Origin of the sequence: Streptomyces sp. 147326 (assembly GCF_045000215.1) — a bacterium.
GTDB lineage: Bacteria > Actinomycetota > Actinomycetes > Streptomycetales > Streptomycetaceae > Streptomyces.
This window is the reverse complement of the sequence record NZ_CP134201.1, coordinates 5,331,682-5,351,517: the sequence shown is the minus strand read 5'-3', so window position 1 is coordinate 5,351,517 and position 19,836 is coordinate 5,331,682. Positions and strand designations below refer to the sequence as shown.

Genomic DNA, 19,836 nt, shown 5'->3' with positions numbered 1-19,836 from the left:
GATGCCCGCCACCCGTATCGCGCCGTCCTGGCGCGCACCGTCGAGGACCTGGCTGAGCCCCGCGGAGGCGCGCGCCCGGTACGCCGAGATCCCCACGCCCCACGGCACGTACACGCTCTTGCGGGAGCCGGGCGCGCGGCTGACCGCCACCGCCCGGGCCGAGGCCCGGGAACGCTGGCAGCTCGTGCTCGGGGAGGACACCGTGCTGGAGGTCGACGACGCCGCGCCGCCCTGGCACGGCGTGCGGACGCGGATGCGGCGCGGGGTCCACGGCACGCTCGACGGCGTGCCGTTCACGGCGCGGGCCCGGGGAAGATCGCCGCTGCCGAGCCGCCGGGGCATCCACTTCGCCCTGGACGACGGACGGACCCTGTCGTTCACGGCGCACGGGCTCCACCGGAGGTTCGTCCGGGAGACCGGGACCGGCGGCGGGGCACGGGTCATCTCCCGTTCGCGCGGCGGCGGATGGGAGACGGACGGTCTCGACCGCGGCGAGCTGGCGCTCCTGTGCTTCGTCACGGTCGCCCGCGTGGACGTGCTCCTCACGGCCCCCCTCCGGGACCTCTAGGCCGTCTCTTCAGCCCTTCACCCGTCCGACTGCCCCTTGTGGCGGGCGTAGTAGCGGGCCACCCGGGCCCGGTTGCCGCAGACGGAGGCGACGCACCAGCGGCGGCGGGGGTGCGCCGGGAGGAAGAGCAGCACGCAGTCGTGCGCCTCGCACTCGCGGACCTGCCCCACCCGGGGGTCCGTCAGGAGTTCCGCGACCGCCTCGGCCAGTTCGGCCGCGAGCCGCGGGACCGGGCCTGCCGGCCGGTGCGCGGGCGCGGTCGTGCCGCCCTCCTGCGTCCAGGCCAGCACCCGGTGGGACGGCGCCGCGGCCAGGGCCCCGTTCAGCGCGGCCAGTGCCCCGGCCGGGGGCCGCTCGCCGCGCCGGGCCGCGGCGAGCGCCGGGCGCGCGGCCTCCCGTACGGCCCGTACGGCGGCCACCTCGGCCGCGCCCGCCGCGCCGACCGGGGTCAGCCGACCGGCCTGCGCGTCCAGCCAGGCCGCGAGCCCCGCCGGGTCGGCGACGAGGTCGCCCTCGGCGGTAAGGGTGTTGAGGAGGTCCAGCGCGAGGGGTTCGCCGGTGAGCGGGAAGGTCACTGTCACCCGACTAATGCTACTGCAACCACTTGACCCATTAGCGATCACCGGCAAAACTAATGGAAACGAAGCCGCAGGAGGCATGTGATGACCGCTCGCCGCACCATCCCGACCGTCCAGCACCGCACCGCCGACGTGGACGGAGTCCGCGTCGCCTACCGCGAGAGCGGCCCCGCCGACGGCCCCGTCCTGCTGCTCCTGCACGGCTTCCCCACCGCCTCGCACCAGTTCGCCCGCCTGATGGACGCCCTCGGCGACACCCCCTACCGCCTGATCGCCCCCGACTACCCCGGCTTCGGCCGGACCGAGGCCCCGGCCGCCTTCACGTACGCCTTCGACCGGCTCGCCGACATCGTGGAGGGCTTCACCGACGCCCTCGGGCTCGACCGCTACGCCCTGTACGTCTTCGACTTCGGCGCCCCCGTCGGACTGCGGCTCGCCGCGCGCCGCCCGGAACGGGTGACCGGCCTGATCGTCCAGAACGGGAACGCGTACGAGGAGGGCCTGTCCGACGCGGCCCGCGAGTTCGCCGGACTCCGGCGCGAGGTCCCCGGCAACGAGGAGCGGATCCGCGGCCTCTTCACCCTGGAGGGCACCCGCTTCCAGTACGAGACCGGCGTCGCCGACACCGCCCTCATCTCCCCCGACAGCCTGACCCTCGACGTGCACCACCTCGGCCTGCCCGGCCGCGCCGACGCCCAGGCCGACCTCGCCTTCGACTACGCCTCGAACTTCGCGCACTACCCCGCCTGGCAGGCGTGGCTGCGGAGCGCGGGGGTGCCGGTGCTGGTCGTCTGGGGCGCGGGCGACCCCTTCTTCACGCCGGCGGGCGCCAAGGCCTACCTCCAGGACGCCCCGGACGCCGCCGTCCACATCTTCGAGGGCGCGGGCCACTTCGCCCTCGAAACCCACCTCCCGGAAATCGCCCCCTTGATCGAGGCCTTCCTCACCGAACTGGCCGCTTCCAGTCCCGCCGCACCCTCCGGCCCCGCCGGCGTTTGAGGCGCGGGGTCCGGGGGCCGGCCCCCGGCAGCGGCGCCGCGGGGGCCGCTCCGCGTCAGCCCTCCGCGGGGGCCCGGCCCGTCAGGGCCGCCAGGCTGGAGCGGACGTGGTTCATGTGGGCCCGCATGTCCTCCTGGGCCTCCGCATGCTCCCGCAGGACCCGTTCCGTCTCCCGCCCCACCCGCTCCTCCCGCACCCGCGCCGCCGCCACCAGCTCCGCGGCCCGCGCCTCCGCGTCCTCCTGCCCGTGCCGGGCCGACTCCTCCGCCTCAGCGAACCCCCGCCGGGCCTCCGCCAGGCGGGCCTCCGCGTGCCGCTCCAGCTCGTCGAGGCGCGCCTCCAGCTCCGCCTCCCGCGCCGCCAGGCCCCGCTCCGCCGTCTCCCACCGCTCCGCCTGCTCCTGCTCGCGCTCCGCCAGCTCCGCGTCCGCCCGCCGCCGCGTCTCCGCCAGCGCGGCCGCCGCCTCCGCCCGCCACGCCGCCGCGTCCTCCCGCGCCCGCCCCCGTACGTCGTCCGCCTCGCTCTGCGCCCGCAGCAGCCCCTGCCGGACCCGGACCTCCGTCTGCTCGCGCACCGCCTCCGCGTCGCCCCGGGCCAGGTCCGCCGCCCGGTCGGCCCGCGCCTCGGCCGCGCCCAGCGTCGCGAACGCGTCGGCCCGGGCGTCCATCCGCAGGGCGTCCGCCTCCTCCTCCGCCAGCAGCAGGATCCGGCGGGCCCGCTCGCCCAGTTCGTCGTACGTCTGCGGGGCGAGTCCGGCCACCGCCTCCCGCAGCCGGGCCGCCTCCGCCTCCATCTGCTTGGCCAGGACCGTCAGCCGTGCCACCCGCTCCCAGGCGTCGTCGCGGCTCCCGGAGAGCCGGGCGAGATACCGGTCGACCTCTTCCATGCGGTAGCCGCGACCGCGCACGGTCGCAATGGGTGCACTCATCCTGGATGCGCCTCTCTCGCGGGGATTCCCGTCAAGGATGCGCCATTTGATCCCAGAAGCCGGAATGGCCGGGCCGAGACCCCCTCCGAGGGTCCCGACCCGGCCATTCCACCCGTCACCCGATCAGGGCGACCTCAGAGCAGTCCGTCCCACATCTGCTCCAGCAGCACCGACCACCAGCTCTCCGGCGACGCCAGCGCCGCACTGTCGAGGCCCGCCAGATTCGCCTGGAAATCGACGGTCCACCGGCCGGCCTGCTCCGGCGTCAGATGCTGGCGCAGCCGCCACATGTGACCCAGCATCGCCAGCGACCGCGCGAACTGCGGCAGGCTCGAGTTCACGAACTGCGGCGGCACCGGAGCACCCCCCGGACCGCCCTCGACCGGCACCGCAACGATGTGCGCGGTCCCGTACTGCACGCAGAGCGCCTTGCCGAAGTCGCTGCCGATCACCAGGTACGAGCCCGCGTCCGACGCCGGCTGCACCTGCCGCTGCGCGGCCATCTCGGCCAGCGTCGGAACCGGCTGACCCGGCACCGCCTGCGCCCAGAAGAACGGCCCGAAATCGACCGGCAGACCCGACCACATCAGCGTCTGCGCCACGATCTCCGGCACACCCTGACGGGACACCGCCCGCTGGTCGAAGCGGAACACGCCCTGCGGACCGAAGGCCCCCGCCAGCTCCTGCGCGATCGCCTCCAGCGGGATCGCCGGCTGCAGCGGAACCTGCGGCAGCGGCGCCCGTACCGGCGCGGGGCGCGCCGGACCGTCCGCCACCTGGTGCAGCTCGCCCTGGTGGGTGATCAGGTGCCGCATGCCCGCCTGACGGCCCGCGTGGTCCTTCCCGTACGGGGCCACGCTGGTGATCCGCACCTGCGGCCAGGTCTCCCTGATCATCCGGGCGCAGTAACCGCCGGGCAGCTCACAGGACTCCAGCTCGGTGTGCAGCTCCAGGACCTGCTGCGGCGGCACGTTCATGGCGCGCAGCTCGTGCAGGATCTGCCACTCCGGGTGCGGGGTACCGGGCGCCGAGCGGCGGATGAGCTGCTGCTCGGAGCCGTCGGGCGCGCGGTAGCGCAGCACGGCCTGGTAGCCGGGGCCGACCGTGGGCGCACCGGTCGGGGCCGGAGGCTGCGCCACGGGTCCGCCCGGCGGCGGACCGGGAGGCGCCGGAGGCTGACCCGTCACGGACGGGCCGGCCAGCATCGTCGCGGCATGGTCCAGCCCACCACCGGGCGCACCGGGCGCACCGGGAGCCCCCGGCGGACCGGGAGGCTGCGGTACGCCGGGACCCGCGAGCATCGTCGCGGCGTGATGGGCCCCGCCACCGGGGGCCCCGGGGGCACCGGGCGGACCGGGAGGCGCCGGAGGCTGACCCGTCACGGACGGGCCGGCCAGCATCGTCGCGGCATGGTCGAGCCCACCACCGGGCGCACCGGGGGCACCGGGCGGACCCGGCGGGCCGGGAGGCTGCGGCGCGCCGGCTCCCGGAGCACCGGGCGGACCGGGAGGCGCGGGCGGCCGGCCCGTCACGGCGGGACCGGCCAGCATCGTCGCGGCATGGTCCAGCCCACGGCCGAGCGACCCGGGAGCACCGGGCGGACCCGGCGGGCCGGGAGGCTGCGGCGCGCCCGCACCCGGGGCACCGGGCGGACCGGGAGGCGCGGGCGGCTGACCCGCGCCCGGAGCACCGGGTGCGCCGGGCGGGCCGGGCGGGCCGGGCGGCTGGGGAACACCGGGACCGGCGAGCATGGTGGCCGCGTAGTGCGCCCCGCCACCGGACGAACCGCCCGCACCGGGCGCACCGGGCGCACCGGGCGGACCCGGCGGCGTCGACTGCTGGCCCGCACCGGGCGCACCAGGCGCACCGGGAGGCGTCGACGGCCGGCCCGCGGAGCCACCCGGCCGGGAGACCTGCGCCTTGCTCGTCGGCGCGTCGGCGATATCGGCCGCCGGCGAACCCAGCGCGGGCACCACGGCGGTCCTCGGCAGCTGGCTGCCACCCGGCAGCAGCGTGGTCTTCGCCTCCGGGGCCACACCGGAGGACGGCCGGTCCTCCAGGTCCGAACCGGAGAGCGGCGGCGCGAACACGGTCGCGGGCAGCGGCACGGACGCGTCGTCCGTACCGGAGTTCACATCGGTACCCGCCCACGGCGTGGCACCGGTCGGCACGGCCGGGGCGGGCGCCGGCGCCGGCGCCGGGGCCGCCGGTACACCGTCGTTGGCCGTGGGCTCGTAGGGGATCTCGCCCCCGCGCCGCAACGGCACCGCTTCCACCGGCGCCGAAGACGAGGCCGCAGCCGCAGGCGAGGCCGGAGCCGCGGCAGCGGCCGGCGCGGCATCAGCGGGCTCCCCGGGAGCGGAAGCCCGCGCGGGCGCGGGCGGAATCCCCGCCCGGTCCGCGGCCTCCTGCAGCCACTCCGGCGGACTCAGCATGAAAGAGGTCTGCTCCGAGTCGATCCGCGGCGGCGGAACCGAGGCCTCCGAAGCCACGGCGGCCGCCACGGCCCCGTACTCCTCCTCGTACCGGCGGATCACCTCACCCACCGGCAGACCCGGCCACAGCGTCACCTCCCCGCTGTCCCGTGCGATGACCAGCCGCTGCCGTCCACCCCCGGACACCGGACCCGCCGCACGGTCCTCCGCCCACACCACGAACCCGAGTCCGAACTCCCGTACGCGCACCTCGCGGTGCTGGTACGCGGGCACGTCCCCGTTGATCCACTCCTCGGCGCGCTCCTGCGCCTGCGCAAAGGTCACCATCGCGCCGTCACCCCTCATCCGAACCGGCACGCACCGACGGAACCGGCCCCGCCACGGGAACCGAGCGTGCGAATCCGCCGTCCACCATCAGACCGGCCACCGTCTCCAGCTCCGGCGGATTGCCCGCCAGCCGCTCCAGAAAGGCGTCGAAATCAGCACCGCACGGCAGCAACAGCCGCTCCACGCGCTCCTGTACCGACCAGCCGTCCTGGTCGCGCGCATCGTCGTACGGGGAGAACCACACCGAGCCGATGCCCTCGCCCTTCACCTTCAGCGCGAGCAGCCCGCCCTGAGCGAAGGCCACGCAGAGGTAGTCCTTCGTCAGGTGGTCCCGCAGGCACTTGTTGACGTACACCAGGTCGTTGACCGCCGCCTCCTCACGCACCGTGAAGAACGGCTGGTCCACCAGCAGACCCAGGTCCACGTCCAGGCCCGCGCCCACCGGCGCGCAGCCGCCCGCGGCCTTCAGGAACGAGCGGTACGCCTCCGGCAGCCGGTAGCCGAGATCCTCCTCGACCCCCTGCACCTGCTCCTCGGACACCGACACCACCGACTTCGGCAGCCCCATGTGCACCGGACGCACCTCCTGCAACGGCCGCGTCCCGCGCTTCTCGTGGTCCACCGGAGCCGTCGCCAGCCCCGCGTGGTGCCGCAGCAGCGCCTTCACCTCGACCGGGACCAGCTCCATGCGCCGGGAACCCGCCACGTGGTGCCAGGTCCAGCCGTGCGGGGTCGCCACCGGCCCGACCGTGTCCCACAACTCGTGCCCGGCGGCCTTCATCGCCGCGTTCGCGGACACGCAGTCCGTCAGCCGCAACTCGTCCACGCCGAAGCCCTCCGGCGGCTCGGCGATCTCCACCGCCGCACGCGCGTACGCGGAGAAGTCCGGATGCCCGTTGCCGTCCATCCGCACCCCGTGGGGATGCCGAGCGGCCCGGACCGGGTCCGGGAAATGCACGACCTGCCCCGAGTAAGCGGCGTTGGGTGGCGCGGCCTGCTGCCCGAGCCGACCTGTCGTCATGGCGGTAGCCCCCTGCTGGATCTGGCTGGTTCACCACAGCCTATGCGCTGGGGCAAGAGCCTCACCCGCACCCGACCGGCGCACCCGCCCGAGGGCCGGGAACATCCGAATTGATACAAATATTCGACCCCGCTTCCGCATGACAGATGACATTTGACAGGCTGTCCCCGCAGCACGGGGGCGTGCGCGACAGCGGTCACCACCGCCGCCACGGGAGGGAAGGCGCGACCATGCACCACACGGCAACACGCACAGAACCGGGCGACACCGACCCGGAGGCACCGGGCACGGCGGCAGCCGCGGGCCCGGCCGGCGAAGCGACCGGCCCCGCCGGCGACCCCCGCCTGCGCTGGAGCAGCACCGACGGCCGCCCCTTCGCACCCGTCCTGCGCTTCCGCCGCGACGGCATCCTCCCCACCGTCGCCGCCGCCCTCTCCGTACGCGGCGAAACCCTCACCGGCACCGCCGGCAAGGCCGACCAGCCCCCCGTGCTCCACCCGCTCGTACAGGACTTCCTCGACACCCTCACGAGCGGCCAGCGCGAACGTTTCACCGGCCGCTGCCCCGAGGCGATCCTGCTCTCCCGCCACCTCGCCGCCGTCGAAGCCGCCCGCTCCCGGCGCGCCTCCCGCAAGCCCCTCTCCGCGAGCGAGGCCCGCCGCTCCCTCAAGCACTCCAAGATCACCGCCCGACGCATCCGCGAGGACGGCGACCCCCTCCACGGCAGCTACGCACCCCCCTGCCGCTCCTGCGACGCCCTCCTCGCCCACTTCGGCGTACGCCCCGTCGACCTCACCCCAGCCGAGTAGCCATGAACCCCACCTCCGCCTCCTACGACCGCTCCTCGGCCACCCGCTTCCCGGTCGCCGTGGACTCCGCCCTGCGCACGGCCGGCTGGGAACCCGGCCGCTGGGACATCAAGCAGGCCGAGTACTGGGCCGACGCGCTCCGGGACCACACCACCCCCGCCGGACACCGGCACACCGTCTTCCCCGCCGCCGTCGAGGCCTGGGCCGAATTCGGCGGCCTCACGGTCACCGCCCCCGGGCCCGGCCGCCAGATCGCCCCCACCCCGGTCCGCCTCGACCCGCTCACCGGACTCCACCTCGCGCGCACCTTCGCCGACCTCGGCCGGGCCCTGTCCACCCAGCTCTGCCCCCTCGGCGTCGAGGCCGACGGAGGCTCCCACCTCGCCCTCGACCGCGAGGGCCGCGTCTACGGCATCGACCACACCGGCGACTGGTACCTGGGCTCCACCCTCGACGAAGCCCTCACCCTCCTCCTGACAGGCCTCCAGCCCACCCGCCTCACAACGGCCTGACCCGTCGGCTCCCTTCTGGGGACGCCACCCTTTCCCGGTGCGGCTCCACTGCCGGGGCTCCGCCCCCGACCCCGCGCCTCAAACGCCGGCGAGGCTGGACGGTGCGGCGGCGCTGAAGGATCGGGGCTGGGGGTGATCCCCGCAGGGCTCCCCTGGCCCGGCCGGCCGGAACACAGCAGCCGTGACCCGGCCCACCGGTTCCGCCGGGCCGGGTGTGTGCCGGGGCGCCCTTGGCCTGGCCGGCCGGAACGCAGCAGCCCCGAATGACGCCCGGCCGCTGGTTCCGCCGGGGTCGGGTGTGTGTCGGGGCGCCCTTGGCCTGGCCGGCCGGAACGCTGCAGCCCCGAACGACACCCGGCCCGCCGGTTCCGCCGGGGCCGGGTGTGTGCCGGGGCGCCCTTGGCCTGCCCGGCCGGAACGCAGCAGCCCCGAATGACGCCCGGCCGCTGGTTCCGCCGGGGTCGGGTGTGTGCCGGGGCGCCCTTGGCCTGCCCGGCCGGAACGCAGCAGCCCCGAATGACGCCCGGCCGCTGGTTCCGCCGGGGTCGGGTGTGTGCCGGGGCGCTCCCCGCAGGGCGCCGAACGCAATCCCCTCGGCCCTCCGACCCCCCGCCACGTTCGGCGCCCGAGGAGACGCCCCGGCGCGCGCCCGGCCCCACCCCGCCCACAGCCCCCGGCACAGGCACGGCACGGGCACGGCACGGGCACGGGCACGGGCACGGGCACGGGCACGGGCACGGGCACGGGCACGGCACAGGCACGGCACGGGCAGGCTCCGGCACAGCCCAGTCCGCCGAGGCCAGCGCCTAGCGCACCGGCAGCACCGCCGACACCCGGAAACCCCCCGCATCCGTCGGCCCCGACACGAAGACCCCGCCCAGCCCGAGCACCCGCTCCCGCATGCCCACCAGCCCGTTCCCTCCGCTCGGCAACCCGACCCCGTCCGCCTGCCCCTCGCACGGCCCGTTCTCCACCTGCATCGCCACCTCCGCGCCCCGATGCGCGAGCCGCACCACGACCCGCGCCCCCGGAGCGTGCTTGTGGCAGTTGGTGAGCGCCTCCTGCACCACGCGGTACGCCGCCTGCTCGACCTCCGCCGCGTACGCCGCCCCTTCACCCTGCACCAGCATCTCCACGACCATCCCGGCCGCCCGCGACTGCCCGACCAGCGCCTCCAGCTCGCCGAGCGAGGGCCCCTCCTCGGCACACCCCACGAGCGCGACCGGAGCCACCGGCGCGGCGGCGGCCACCGCGGCCGCGGCCGCCGGAGCGGCGGCGGCCACCGGCGTGACCGGCTTGGGCGCCGCCCTGAGCACGCCGAGCATCTCCCGCAGCTCCGTCAGCGCCTGCCGCCCCATGTCACCCACCAGCGCGGCGTTCTTCGCGGCCCGCGCCGGATCCTTCGCCACCACCGCCTCCAGCGCGGCCGCGTGCACCACCATCAGCGACACCCGGTGCGCGACCACGTCGTGCATGTCCCGCGCGATCCGGGTCCGCTCCTCCGTACGGGCCCACTCGGCCCGCTCCTCCGCCCGGTCCGCCAGCAGCGACAGCTCCCGCTCCAGCGAGTCCGCCCGTTCCTGCAGGCTCTCCATCAACCGCCGCCGGGCCCCGATGTAGAGCCCGAGCAGCAAGGGCGGCACGGTCAGCGCCACCGCGACGAACCCGGACAGCGCGACCACGAGCGTCGGATCGGCCTCCACGTCCCCGCGGGTCTGCAGGTACATCACCACGAAGGTCGCGGCCAGCGACATCGAGGCCAGCGTGGCGATGATCCGCCGGGGCACCTCGGAGGAGGCGAGCGAGTACATCCCCACCACCGAGAGCAGGAACCCCATCGCGGCGGGCGCCACGGCGATGCCCACGAGCACCACGGCGATCGGCCACCGCCGCCGCAGCACGAGCGTGCTCCCCACCACCAGCCCGAACGCCACCCCGACCGCGGCCGGCAGCCCCGCCTCACGGGCGAAGGTCCCGCCCTCCCACGCACACTCGACGGCGGACACCCCGCCGAGCAGCACATCCACCACGGCATCCCGCCGCCGCGACCACCACAAAGGCGGCCCAGCGCGGCCTTCCACTTCCCCCGTACTGGTCATGCCGTCCAGCCTACGCAGGGGCCCCAGCACAAAGGCGAACAGAATTCCTGCAAACCAGGGGTAATCGCACGTACGACTGAATCGTCCGCCCACCAAGACCCGAATCCTGCATTCCGGACGACATTGGCGACATGACCGAAATCCGACGTCGCCCCGGCGACGGCACCGGCGGCCTCCGCACCGGGAGCGCGACCTTCGAGAACCTCCGCGAGCAGGCGGTCACCCTCCGCCGCGAGGGCCTCAGCCGCCGCCAGATCCGCGACCGCCTCGCCGTCCACAACAACGAGATCCTCTAACCGCCTCCTCGACGGCGAAGCGCCACCCGAATGGACGAAGCGCCCGAACGCCAAGGACGATGTCCGCGCCCGCGCCCGCGAACTCCGCCTCCAGGGCATGACCTACGACCAGATCCAGGTCGAACTCGGCTGCTCGAAGAGCTCGATCTCCCTGTGGGTCAGGGACTTCCCGAAGCCCCCGCGGACCCACCGCCCAGCCGGCACGGACATGGTCCGCGCTTCGTCAACAGCGACCCGAACATGGTCCTCACCTTCCTTCTTGCCTGGCTGCGGCTCATGGGCGTGACGGACGACCGGCTGCGGTTCGCGCTCCAGATCCACGAGACCGCCGACGTCGCGGCATCGGAGCAGTACTGGAGGGAGGTCGTGGGACTCGACGCCTCCCACTTCGGCCAGACCACGCTCAAGCGCCACAACCCGCGCGCGAACCGCAAGAAGACGGGCGACACGTACAACGGATGCCTCGCGGTGCGAGTCCTCCAAGGCGCCGATCTTTACCGTCGCATTGAGGGCTGGTGGTGCGGCATAGTAGGTGCCGTCGACTCGACCACAGAGGCGTAATGTCCGGTTTAGTTGATAATGGTCCCCTGTGGTGTAATTGGCAGCACTGAGGCTTTTGGTGCCTTATGTCCGGGTTCGAGTCCTGGCGGGGGAGCTCAATCAAGTTCGGGTCCTGACTGTCACGGTCGGGACCCGCGTTCGTTAGGGGTCACTGGGGCCCCGGTATCCTTCACGGGTCCACCCCCGAAGCCGAAGGGCATCCCCGTGAGCGCCAACCGCCCGGCAGCCGTCGTCGTACTCGCAGCGGGTGAAGGCACCCGCATGAAGTCGGCCACCCCCAAGGTTCTGCACGAGATCTGCGGGCGCTCGCTCGTCGGTCACGTCGTCGCCGCCTCCCGTGAGCTGGACCCCGCCCACCTCGTCGTGGTCGTCGGGCACGCCCGGGAGCAGGTCACCGCGCACCTGGCCGACGTCGACGCCGGCGTCCGCACCGCCGTCCAGTACGAGCAGAACGGCACCGGGCACGCCGTCCGCATGGCCATCGAAGAGCTCGGCGGCCCGGTCGACGGGACCGTGATCGTGGTCTGCGGCGACACCCCGCTGCTGACCGGGGAGACGCTGCGGCAGCTGGCGGCGACGCACGAGGCCGACGGCAACGCCGTCACCGTGCTCACCGCCGAGGTGCCGGACTCCACCGGCTACGGGCGGATCGTCCGGGACGCCGGCGGCGCCGTGACGGCCATCGTCGAGCACAAGGACGCCTCCGACGCCCAGCGGGCGATCCGCGAGATCAACTCCGGCGTCTTCGCCTTCGACGGGGCCCTGCTCGCCGACGCGCTCGGCAAGGTCCGTACCGACAACAGCCAGGGCGAGGAGTACCTCACCGACGTCCTCGGCATCCTGCGCGAGGCGGGGCACCGCGTCGGCGCGGCCGTCGGCAGCGACCACCGCCAGATCCTCGGGATCAACAACCGCGTCCAGCTGGCCGAGGCCCGCGCGCTGCTGAACGCGCGCCTGCTGGAGCAGGCCATGCTCGCGGGCGTGACGGTCGTCGACCCGGCCAGCACCTTCGTCGACGTGACCGTCACCTTCGGGCAGGACGCGATCGTGCACCCCGGCACCCAGCTGCTGGGCGCCACGCACATCGCCGAGGGCGCCGAGGTCGGCCCCAACACCCGGCTGAAGGACACGCACGTGGGTACGGGCGCCCGGGTGGACAACACGGTCGCGGAGGGCGCGGTCGTGGGCCCGCAGGCCACCGTGGGTCCGTTCGCCTACCTGCGTCCGGGCACGAACCTCGGCGCGAAGGCCAAGGCCGGCACGTACGTCGAGATGAAGAACGCGACGATCGGCGAGGGCACCAAGGTGCCGCACCTGTCCTACGTCGGCGACGCGACGATCGGCGAGTACACGAACATCGGCGCCGCGAGCGTCTTCGTGAACTACGACGGTGAGCACAAGCACCACACCACCGTCGGCTCACACTGCAAGACGGGCTCGGACAACATGTTTGTGGCTCCCGTCACGATCGGGGACGGCGCCTACACGGCCGCCGGATCCGTGATCACCAAGGATGTGCCGCCCGGCGCCCTGGCCGTGGCCCGTGGCCAGCAGCGGAATATCGAGGGCTGGGTGGCCCGCAAGCGTCCGGGAAGTGCGGCCGCCACGGCGGCGCAGTCGGCTGCCTCGGAGGATTCCGAGCGCCACTGAGGTGAACTGACCGGAAACAGGTGCGCCTACGACGGCGTACCGTGATAGGTGCACGCAATTCGGCTGGCTCACCGTGTGCGGGACGGACGCACATGGGGGCGAGCAGCTTCAACACGTCTGAGGAGACAGTGCTGTGACCGGGATCAAGACGACCGGCGAGAAGAAGCTGATGCTCTTCTCCGGCCGCGCCCACCCCGAGCTGGCCGAGGAGGTCGCGCACCAGCTGGGAGTCGGCCTCGTGCCGACCAAGGCTTTCGACTTCGCGAACGGTGAGATCTACGTCCGCTTCCAGGAGTCGGCTCGCGGCGCGGACTGCTTCCTGATCCAGAGCCACACGGCTCCGATCAACAAGTGGATCATGGAGCAGCTGATCATGATCGACGCGCTGAAGCGCGCGTCGGCGCGTTCCATCACCGTGATCATCCCGTCCTACGGGTACGCCCGCCAGGACAAGAAGCACAAGGGCCGCGAGCCGATCTCGGCCCGTCTGGTCGCGGACCTGCTGAAGACCTCGGGTGCGGACCGCATCCTCACGGTCGACCTGCACACGGACCAGATCCAGGGCTTCTTCGACGGCCCGGTGGACCACCTCTCCGCCCTGAACGTCCTCGCGGACTACGTGGGCGCCAAGGTGGACCGCACCAAGCTGACGATCGTCTCCCCGGACGCCGGCCGCGTGCGCGTGGCCGACCGCTGGTGCGACCGGCTGGACGCGCCGCTGGCCATCGTGCACAAGCGCCGCGACAAGGACGTCGCCAACCAGGTGACCGTCCACGAGGTCGTCGGTGAGGTCAAGGGCCGCGTCTGCGTCCTGGTCGACGACATGATCGACACCGGTGGCACCATCTGCGCCGCGGCCGACGCGCTGTTCGCGCACGGCGCCGAGGACGTCATCGTGACGGCCACGCACGGCATCCTGTCGGGCCCGGCCGCCGACCGCCTGAAGAACTCCAAGGTCAGCGAGTTCGTGTTCACGAACACCCTGCCGGACCCGTCCGACCTGGAGCTCGACAAGATCACGGTGCTGTCGATCGCCCCGATGATCGCGCGCGCGGTGCGCGAGGTCTTCGAGGACGGTTCGGTCACCAGCCTCTTCGAGGAACAGCAGTAACCGCTCCGCGGTAGATCCTTTTTGGTACGGCCTCCCCCGCCGGGTACACTCCATGAGTTGCTCGGCGAGGGAGGCCGTACCTGTTTTCGGGTGCGGATGCTCCGTTATCGACGCGCTCTTCGTAGCAGGCCGTTCCGGCCGGGTGACTGTCGTCCTTTTCCGTCACCCCACGAGGAGTGAGCATGTCCGAGGTCAAGCTTTCCGCCAAGGTCCGCACCGAGTTCGGCAAGGGCTCTGCCCGTCAGGCCCGTCGTGACGCCCTGACCCCCGCCGTCATCTACGGCCACGGCACCGACCCGAAGCACGTCAACGTCGACGCCCACGCCCTGCAGCTGGCGCTCCGCACCCCGAACGTCCTGATCTCCCTGGACATCGCGGGCGACGGCACCGAGCTGGTCATCCCGAAGGCCGTGCAGAAGCACCCGCTGAAGCGCTCGATCTCCCACGTCGACTTCCTGATCGTCAAGAAGGGCGAGAAGGTCACCGTCGACGTCGCGATCGTCACCGAGGGCGAGCTGGCCGCCGGCGGCAACATGCTGGAGACCCTCCAGAACACGATCTCCGTCGAGGCCGAGGCCACCCACATCCCGACCGAGGTCACCGTCTCCATCGCGGGCCTCGAGGCCGGCGCGACCATCCACGCCAAGGACCTGGTCCTCCCGGCGGGCACCACCCTGGCCGTCGACGGCGACATCGCCGTCCTGCAGGTCGTGTCCCCGCAGGCCGAGGAGCCGGCCGCCGAGGCGGCCGAGGGCACCGAGGCCTGAGCCTCGCCTTCCCCCCTCAGCAGTTGCTGACCGACCGCCGTCCGGCTCCACTGGAGCGGGACGGCGGTCGTCTTCGTTCAAGGCCTTAAGGAGCTTTTGATGTCGGACGACGCGGCACCCTGGCTGATCGTCGGCCTCGGCAATCCCGGACCGGAGTACGCGGGCAACCGCCACAACATCGGCTTCATGGTGGCCGACCTGCTGGCGGAGCGGATCGGCGGGAAGTTCAAGGCGCACAAGGCCCGGGCCCAGGTGGTCGAGGGCCGCATCGGCGCGCCGGGACCGGGGAACCGCCGGGTGGTGCTGGCGAAGCCGATGACGTACATGAACCTCTCCGGCGGTCCGGTGACGGCTCTGCGCGACTTCTACAAGGTGCCGCTGGACCGGATCGTCGCGATCCACGACGAGCTGGACATCGACTACCCGACGCTGCGCCTGAAGCTGGGCGGCGGGGACAACGGCCACAACGGTCTGAAGTCGATGACGAAGTCGATGGGTCCGGACTACCACCGGGTCCGCTGCGGCATCGGCCGGCCGCCGGGCCGGATGCAGGTCGCGGACTTCGTGCTGAAGGACTTCTCGTCCACGGAGCGCAAGGAGCTGGACTGGTTCGTGGACCGGGCCGCCGACTCGGTGGAGTGCCTGGTCCAGGAGGGGCTGGAGCGCGCGCAGTCCACGTACAACTCCTGACGGACACGGCCGCCTCGTGGCGGACGTGACGGAGCCCCCGCACCGGCCGGTGCGGGGGCTCCGTCGTGTCCGGGGGCTCAGCCGGTGTTGCGCAGGCCCGCGGCGACGCCGTTGACGGTGAGCAGCAGGGCGCGGGCGAGGAGGGGGTCGGCCTCCTCGCCGCGGGCGGCGGCTGCGCGCTGGCGGGCCAGGAGGGAGACCTGGAGGTAGGAGATGGGGTCGAGGTAGGCGTCGCGGACGGCGAAGGTCTGCTGGAGGACCGGGTTGGAGTCCAGGAGACGGCTGCCGCCGGTGATGCGCAGGACCTCGTTGACGGTGAGCTCGTGCTCGGCCTCGATGCGGGTGAAGACGTGCTTGAGGTGGTCGGGCACGAGGGTGTCGACGTAGTGGCGGGCGATCCGCAGGTCGGTCTTGGCCAGCGTCATCTCGACGTTGGACAGGAAGTTGCGGAAGAAGTGCCAGCGCTCGCCCATCTCGGTGAGGGCGTCCTGCAGGCCGGCTTCGCGCAGGGCCTTGAGGCCGGAGCCGACTCCGTACCAGCCGGGGACGATCTGGCGGGACTGGGTCCAGCCGAAGACCCACGGGATGGCGCGCAGGCCGTCGAGGCCGGCGCCCGAGTCGGGGCGGCGGGAGGGGCGCGAGCCGAGGTGGAGGTCGGCGAGCTGGTCGACGGGGGTCGCGGCGAAGAAGTACGCGGGGAGGTCGGGGTCCTCGACGAGTGCGCGGTACGCGGCGTGGGCGGCGTCGGAGACGGTGTCCATGGCCGCGTCCCAGCGGGCGAGGGCCTCGTCGGACTGGCGGGGCGCGGTGTGCAGGGCGGAGGCCTGCAGGGTGGCCGCGACGGTCAGTTCGAGGTTCTCGCGGGCCAGGGAGGGGACGAGGTACTTGTCGGAGATGACCTCGCCCTGTTCGGTGACCTTGATCTCGCCTTCGAGGGTGCCCCAGGGCTGGGCGAGGATCGCGTCGTGGGAGGGGCCGCCGCCGCGGCCGACGGTGCCGCCGCGGCCGTGGAAGAGGCGCAGCCGGACGTCGTAGCGGTGGGCGACGTCGCGCAGCCGCCGCTGGGCGCGGTGGATCTCCCACTGGCTGGTGGTGATGCCGCCGAACTTGCTGGAGTCGGAGTAGCCGAGCATGACCTCCTGGACGTCGCCGCGCAGGGAGACGAGGCGCCGGTAGGAGGGGTCGGCGAGCATCTCGTCGAGGATGACGTCGGCGGCGCGCAGCTCGTCGGTGGTCTCCAGGAGCGGGACGATGCCGATCTTGGCCCAGCCGCCGTGGAGGTCGATGAGGCCGGCTTCGCGGGCCAGGACCGCGGCGGCGAAGACGTCGTCGGCGCCCTGGCACATCGAGATGATGTACGACTCGATGACCTCGGGGCCGAACTTCTCGAAGGCGTCCTTGATGGCGAGGAAGACGCCGAGGGTCTTCTCGCCGGCGGCGTCGAGGGGCGCGGGGGTGGGGGCCAGGGGGCGGCGCGAGCGCAGTTCCTTGGCGAGGAGCTTGCCGCGGTAGTCGCGGGGCATGTCGGCGTAGCGCCAGGACTCCTCGCCGAGCCGGTCGAAGAGCTGCCCGAGCGCGTGGTGGTGGGCGTCCGCGTGCTCGCGTACGTCCATGGTTGCGAGCTGGAGGCCGAAGGCGGCGAGGGTGCGGATGGTGCGGTCCATGCGGCCGTCGGCGAAGAGGGCGCCGCGGTGCTCGCGCAGGGAGGTCTGGATGAGGGTGAGGTCGGTGAGCAGCTCGGCGGTGCCGAGGTAGTCGCGGCCTTCCTCGTGCGGGGTGCCCTTGGCGAGGCGCTCGCGGGTGTTGAGGAGCTTCTGGCGGATGCAGGTGGCCTTGAGGCGGTACGGCTCCTCGGCGTTCAGCCGCTTGTAGCGCGGGCTGATCTCGGGGAGGCGTTCGAGGTCGGCCTGGAGGGAGGCGAGGAGTTCCTCGGTGGCTCCGGTGTAGCGGATGGAGTTGGAGAGCAGGCCGCGCAGGAAGTCGATGAGTTCGAGTGCGTCGGTGATGCCGTGCTCGTGCTGGAGGATCAGCACGTCCCGGGTGACGTCGGGGGTGACGTTGGGGTTGCCGTCGCGGTCGCCGCCGATCCAGGTGCCGAAGGTGAGCGGGCGGGTGCCGGCGGGGAGCTCGACGCCGACGCGCTGGAGCTCGGCGGCGAGGTCCTCGAGGACGTCGCCGACGGCGCCGGCGTGCAGCTCGTCGAGGTAGTAGATGGCGTTGCGGGCCTCGTCGGCGGGCTCGGGGCGGACCACGCGCAGCTCGTCGGTCTGCCAGACGAGGTCGATGTTCTCGGCGAGGCGCAGGTCGTGGCGGCGGCGGTCGCCGGCGCCGGTGACGGGCTCCTCCAGGAGGGCGGCGATGCGGCGCAGCTTGTTGAGGACGCTGCGGCGGGCCGCCTCGGTGGGGTGTGCGGTGAAGACCGGGCGGACGTTGAGGTTCTTGACCGTCTCGCGCAGGTGTTCGGGGTCGGCGTCCTTCAGCATGTCGGCGGTGCGGGCGAGGAGCCCGCCCTCGGCGGCACGGTGGGCGCGCAGTTCCTTGCCGCGGTGCACCTGCTCGGTGACGTTGGCGAGGTGGAAGTAGGTGGAGAAGGCGCGTACGAGCTTGGCGGCGGTCTCCAGGTCGGTGTCGCCGAGCAGCTCGGCGGCGGCTTCGCCGTCCGTGCGGGTGAGGGCGCGCACCTTTTCGACGAGGTCGAGGAGTTCCCGGCCCTCCTGGCGTACGAGGGTCTCCCCGAGGAGGTCGCCGAGGCGGCGGATGTCCGCGCGCAGTTCCGCGTTGGCGGTGGCGGCCGGGGTGAGGGGGGCCTGGCCCTGGGGGGCCTGGTCAGCACTGCTCACAGGTGCGGCTCCTTGCAGTGTTCGAGCGCTACTGGGCGGTGGGCTGCCGGCCGCGCGCTCCGATGCCCCTGCGGACTCGGTCCGGGGATCGTCGCTCCTGATGCGCAGCTCGGGCTGCCCGTGCGGACCGCGCTGTCCGACGGGACCAGGATAGGTGTCCGAGGCGTGTGCCTGGGCAGACGTCTCACTAGGCGGCGCGTGAACGGTCGGCGCGCGCGTCGTGCACCGATCGCGCTCCTCTTGCCCTGGGACCCGGTTTTGCCATACTTACGATGCCGTAGGTTACGGGTCCGTAGGGTTCGTAGCCAGGGAGCCTGCCGACTTCTCTCACCCCCCAGGGGACACCCATGCCCACCAGTCCCGATCTGATCGAGGGTGCCTCGGCGCCCTCCGACACATCTGCGCCGTCCGCGACCCTCGGCGGCGAGAACAAGCGGTCCGTCGAGCAGATGGCTCTGCTGCTGTTCATCACCGTTCCCTTCGTGGCCCTGCTGGCGGCCGTGCCGCTGGCGTGGGGCTGGGGGGTGAGCTGGCTGGACCTGGGCCTGATGGTCTTCATGTACTTCCTGGCCTGCCACGGGATCACCATCGGTTTCCACCGTTACTTCACGCACGGTTCTTTCAAGGCGAAGCGGCCGCTGCGGATCGCCTTGGCCGTGATGGGTTCGATGGCGGTGGAGGGGCCGCTGGTGCGCTGGGTGGCGGATCACCGCAAGCACCACAAGTTCTCCGACCACGAGGGCGACCCGCATTCGCCGTGGCGGTTCGGGGAGACGCTGCCGGCCCTGATGAAGGGGTTGTGGTGGGCGCACATCGGCTGGCTCTTCGACGAGGAGCAGACCGATCAGCAGAAGTACGCGCCCGATCTGATCAAGGATCCGGCGATCCGGCGGATCTCGCGGGACTTCATCTTCTGGACGATGCTGTCGCTGGCGATCCCGCCGCTGGTGGGCGGTCTGGTGACGATGTCCTGGTGGGGCGCCTTCACGGCGTTCTTCTGGGGTTCGCTGGTGCGTGTCGCGCTGCTGCACCACGTGACGTGGTCGATCAACTCGATCTGCCACGCGGTGGGCAAGCGGCCGTTCAAGTCCCGGGACCGCAGCGGCAACGTGTGGTGGCTGGCGGTGCTGTCCTGCGGGGAGTCCTGGCACAACCTGCACCACGCCGATCCGACCTCGGCGCGGCACGGTGTGCTGCGCGGCCAGATCGACTCCAGCGCGCGGCTGATCCGCTGGTTCGAGCAGCTGGGCTGGGCCACGGACGTGCGCTGGCCGTCGGCGGCCCGCATCGACGCCCGGCGCAGGGAAAGCGACGCGAAAGCGGCTTGACCTCTTCCCCTCCCTAGAGGGAGGGGATTCCCACCCTCGCGGGTGAGGTTTCCTGCTTCCACGGACCGCCCTGGCCGAGAGGAGGACTCCCGTTGAGGTCTTACATCCGTTCCACGGGCAGTGACCGCCAGCCCGGCGGCCAGAAGGTTGATCGCTGCGTTCTCCTCGCGGTCCAGGCCTCGGTACGAGCGGCAAGGGCCAGATTGTCTACCTTCCGCACGCAACCGAACGTCCGCGACAGCTCCACAGCCTGCGCGGCCGTCGGATAGAAGCGGCACTTGAACGCCCGCTTCACAGGAGAAGCCCCCACGCCCGGG

15 protein-coding genes, 1 tRNA gene and 2 pseudogenes are annotated in these 19,836 nt (G+C 72.8%); 11 read left to right on the top strand and 7 right to left on the bottom strand.

All coding sequences use genetic code 11. From position 1 onward, the window contains the following. Window position 1 precedes the first annotated feature (1 nt). Window positions 2-568 (top strand): hypothetical protein, encoded by a 567-nt coding sequence (locus RIU97_RS24575; protein ID WP_404959740.1) that lies wholly within the window; start codon window positions 2-4, stop codon window positions 566-568. Between the two features lie 17 nt (window positions 569-585). On the opposite strand, the gene RIU97_RS24570 is transcribed toward RIU97_RS24575, so the two are convergent. Next, on the bottom strand, window positions 586-1,149 hold the full coding sequence (locus tag RIU97_RS24570; RefSeq protein ID WP_404959739.1) for a CGNR zinc finger domain-containing protein: 564 nt from the start codon (window positions 1,147-1,149) through the stop codon (window positions 586-588). An 81-nt stretch (window positions 1,150-1,230) separates the two neighbouring features. Here RIU97_RS24570 and RIU97_RS24565 point away from each other — a divergent pair, with 81 nt between their 5' ends. Further along, entirely contained in the window at window positions 1,231-2,145 is a 915-nt protein-coding gene (locus RIU97_RS24565) for an alpha/beta fold hydrolase (RefSeq protein WP_404959738.1), read from the top strand. 55 nt (window positions 2,146-2,200) lie between these two features. Here RIU97_RS24565 and RIU97_RS24560 read toward each other — a convergent pair whose 3' ends face one another. From RIU97_RS24560 to RIU97_RS24550, 3 genes are all read right to left on the bottom strand, one after another. After that, window positions 2,201-3,073 carry a cellulose-binding protein gene (locus RIU97_RS24560; protein ID WP_404959737.1) on the bottom strand — a complete coding sequence of 291 codons (873 nt, stop codon included), beginning with the start codon at window positions 3,071-3,073 and terminating at the stop codon, window positions 2,201-2,203. A gap of 134 nt (window positions 3,074-3,207) precedes the next feature. Continuing rightward, on the bottom strand, window positions 3,208-5,835 hold the full coding sequence (locus tag RIU97_RS24555; protein WP_404959736.1) for an SUKH-4 family immunity protein: 2,628 nt from the start codon (window positions 5,833-5,835) through the stop codon (window positions 3,208-3,210). Window positions 5,836-5,842: 7 nt separating this feature from the next. Beyond that, window positions 5,843-6,856, bottom strand: a complete 1,014-nt coding sequence (locus RIU97_RS24550; protein WP_404959735.1) for an SMI1/KNR4 family protein — start codon at window positions 6,854-6,856, stop codon at window positions 5,843-5,845. Window positions 6,857-7,086: 230 nt separating this feature from the next. Between RIU97_RS24550 and RIU97_RS24545 the strand changes: the two genes are divergently transcribed. Next, complete coding sequence (locus RIU97_RS24545; RefSeq protein ID WP_404959734.1) at window positions 7,087-7,665, top strand: YwqJ-related putative deaminase; 579 nt, start codon at window positions 7,087-7,089, stop codon at window positions 7,663-7,665. Between the two features lie 2 nt (window positions 7,666-7,667). Continuing rightward, complete coding sequence (locus RIU97_RS24540; RefSeq protein WP_404959733.1) at window positions 7,668-8,177, top strand: SUKH-3 domain-containing protein; 510 nt, start codon at window positions 7,668-7,670, stop codon at window positions 8,175-8,177. Window positions 8,178-8,983: 806 nt separating this feature from the next. Here RIU97_RS24540 and RIU97_RS24535 read toward each other — a convergent pair. Beyond that, window positions 8,984-10,276 carry a sensor histidine kinase gene (locus RIU97_RS24535; protein ID WP_404959732.1) on the bottom strand — a complete coding sequence of 431 codons (1,293 nt, stop codon included), beginning with the start codon at window positions 10,274-10,276 and terminating at the stop codon, window positions 8,984-8,986. A 131-nt stretch (window positions 10,277-10,407) separates the two neighbouring features. Here RIU97_RS24535 and RIU97_RS24530 point away from each other — a divergent pair. The 6 genes and pseudogenes from RIU97_RS24530 to pth all read left to right on the top strand — a co-directional run bounded on the left by RIU97_RS24530 (window position 10,408) and on the right by pth (window position 15,351). Then, a pseudogene (locus RIU97_RS24530) lies at window positions 10,408-11,133 on the top strand (helix-turn-helix domain-containing protein). Window positions 11,134-11,155: 22 nt separating this feature from the next. After that, window positions 11,156-11,227: transfer RNA gene (locus RIU97_RS24525), tRNA-Gln, on the top strand. Between the two features lie 110 nt (window positions 11,228-11,337). Next, a complete protein-coding gene (glmU, locus tag RIU97_RS24520) occupies window positions 11,338-12,783 on the top strand; it encodes a bifunctional UDP-N-acetylglucosamine diphosphorylase/glucosamine-1-phosphate N-acetyltransferase GlmU (RefSeq protein WP_404959731.1) in 1,446 nt (481 codons plus the stop codon). 133 nt (window positions 12,784-12,916) lie between these two features. After that, the gene (locus RIU97_RS24515; protein WP_030723354.1) at window positions 12,917-13,894 is read left to right on the top strand and encodes a ribose-phosphate diphosphokinase; all 978 of its coding nucleotides are present in this window, start codon (window positions 12,917-12,919) and stop codon (window positions 13,892-13,894) included. Window positions 13,895-14,076: 182 nt separating this feature from the next. Then, on the top strand, window positions 14,077-14,661 hold the full coding sequence (locus RIU97_RS24510) for a 50S ribosomal protein L25/general stress protein Ctc (protein WP_404959730.1): 585 nt from the start codon (window positions 14,077-14,079) through the stop codon (window positions 14,659-14,661). Window positions 14,662-14,760: 99 nt separating this feature from the next. Continuing rightward, window positions 14,761-15,351, top strand: coding sequence for an aminoacyl-tRNA hydrolase (gene pth, locus RIU97_RS24505; protein WP_404959729.1), 591 nt, complete (start codon window positions 14,761-14,763; stop codon window positions 15,349-15,351). A gap of 77 nt (window positions 15,352-15,428) precedes the next feature. Here pth and ppc read toward each other — a convergent pair whose 3' ends face one another. Continuing rightward, window positions 15,429-18,191, bottom strand: coding sequence for a phosphoenolpyruvate carboxylase (gene ppc, locus RIU97_RS24500; protein WP_404959728.1), 2,763 nt, complete (start codon window positions 18,189-18,191; stop codon window positions 15,429-15,431). A gap of 347 nt (window positions 18,192-18,538) precedes the next feature. Between ppc and RIU97_RS24495 the strand changes: the two genes are divergently transcribed. Then, a complete protein-coding gene (locus RIU97_RS24495) occupies window positions 18,539-19,519 on the top strand; it encodes an acyl-CoA desaturase (protein ID WP_404959727.1) in 981 nt (326 codons plus the stop codon). A gap of 172 nt (window positions 19,520-19,691) precedes the next feature. On the opposite strand, the pseudogene RIU97_RS24490 reads toward RIU97_RS24495, so the two are convergent. Further along, window positions 19,692-19,829 (bottom strand): annotated as a pseudogene (locus tag RIU97_RS24490) (helix-turn-helix domain-containing protein); the annotation flags it as partial. Between the last annotated feature and the right edge of the window lie 7 nt (window positions 19,830-19,836).

What these genes read in the sequence shown, in the direction of transcription:
- RIU97_RS24535 (WP_404959732.1), bottom strand. Translation starts at nt 10,276, where the DNA reads ATGACCAGTACGGGGGAAGTGGAAGGCCGCGCTGGGCCGCCTTTGTGG.
- pth (WP_404959729.1), top strand. Translation starts at nt 14,761, where the DNA reads ATGTCGGACGACGCGGCACCCTGGCTGATCGTCGGCCTCGGCAATCCC.
- RIU97_RS24510 (WP_404959730.1), top strand. Translation starts at nt 14,077, where the DNA reads ATGTCCGAGGTCAAGCTTTCCGCCAAGGTCCGCACCGAGTTCGGCAAG.
- RIU97_RS24560 (WP_404959737.1), bottom strand. Translation starts at nt 3,073, where the DNA reads ATGAGTGCACCCATTGCGACCGTGCGCGGTCGCGGCTACCGCATGGAA.
- RIU97_RS24495 (WP_404959727.1), top strand. Translation starts at nt 18,539, where the DNA reads ATGCCCACCAGTCCCGATCTGATCGAGGGTGCCTCGGCGCCCTCCGAC.
- RIU97_RS24575 (WP_404959740.1), top strand. Translation starts at nt 2, where the DNA reads ATGCCCGCCACCCGTATCGCGCCGTCCTGGCGCGCACCGTCGAGGACC.
- RIU97_RS24565 (WP_404959738.1), top strand. Translation starts at nt 1,231, where the DNA reads ATGACCGCTCGCCGCACCATCCCGACCGTCCAGCACCGCACCGCCGAC.
- RIU97_RS24540 (WP_404959733.1), top strand. Translation starts at nt 7,668, where the DNA reads ATGAACCCCACCTCCGCCTCCTACGACCGCTCCTCGGCCACCCGCTTC.
- RIU97_RS24555 (WP_404959736.1), bottom strand. Translation starts at nt 5,835, where the DNA reads ATGGTGACCTTTGCGCAGGCGCAGGAGCGCGCCGAGGAGTGGATCAAC.
- RIU97_RS24550 (WP_404959735.1), bottom strand. Translation starts at nt 6,856, where the DNA reads ATGACGACAGGTCGGCTCGGGCAGCAGGCCGCGCCACCCAACGCCGCT.
- RIU97_RS24545 (WP_404959734.1), top strand. Translation starts at nt 7,087, where the DNA reads ATGCACCACACGGCAACACGCACAGAACCGGGCGACACCGACCCGGAG.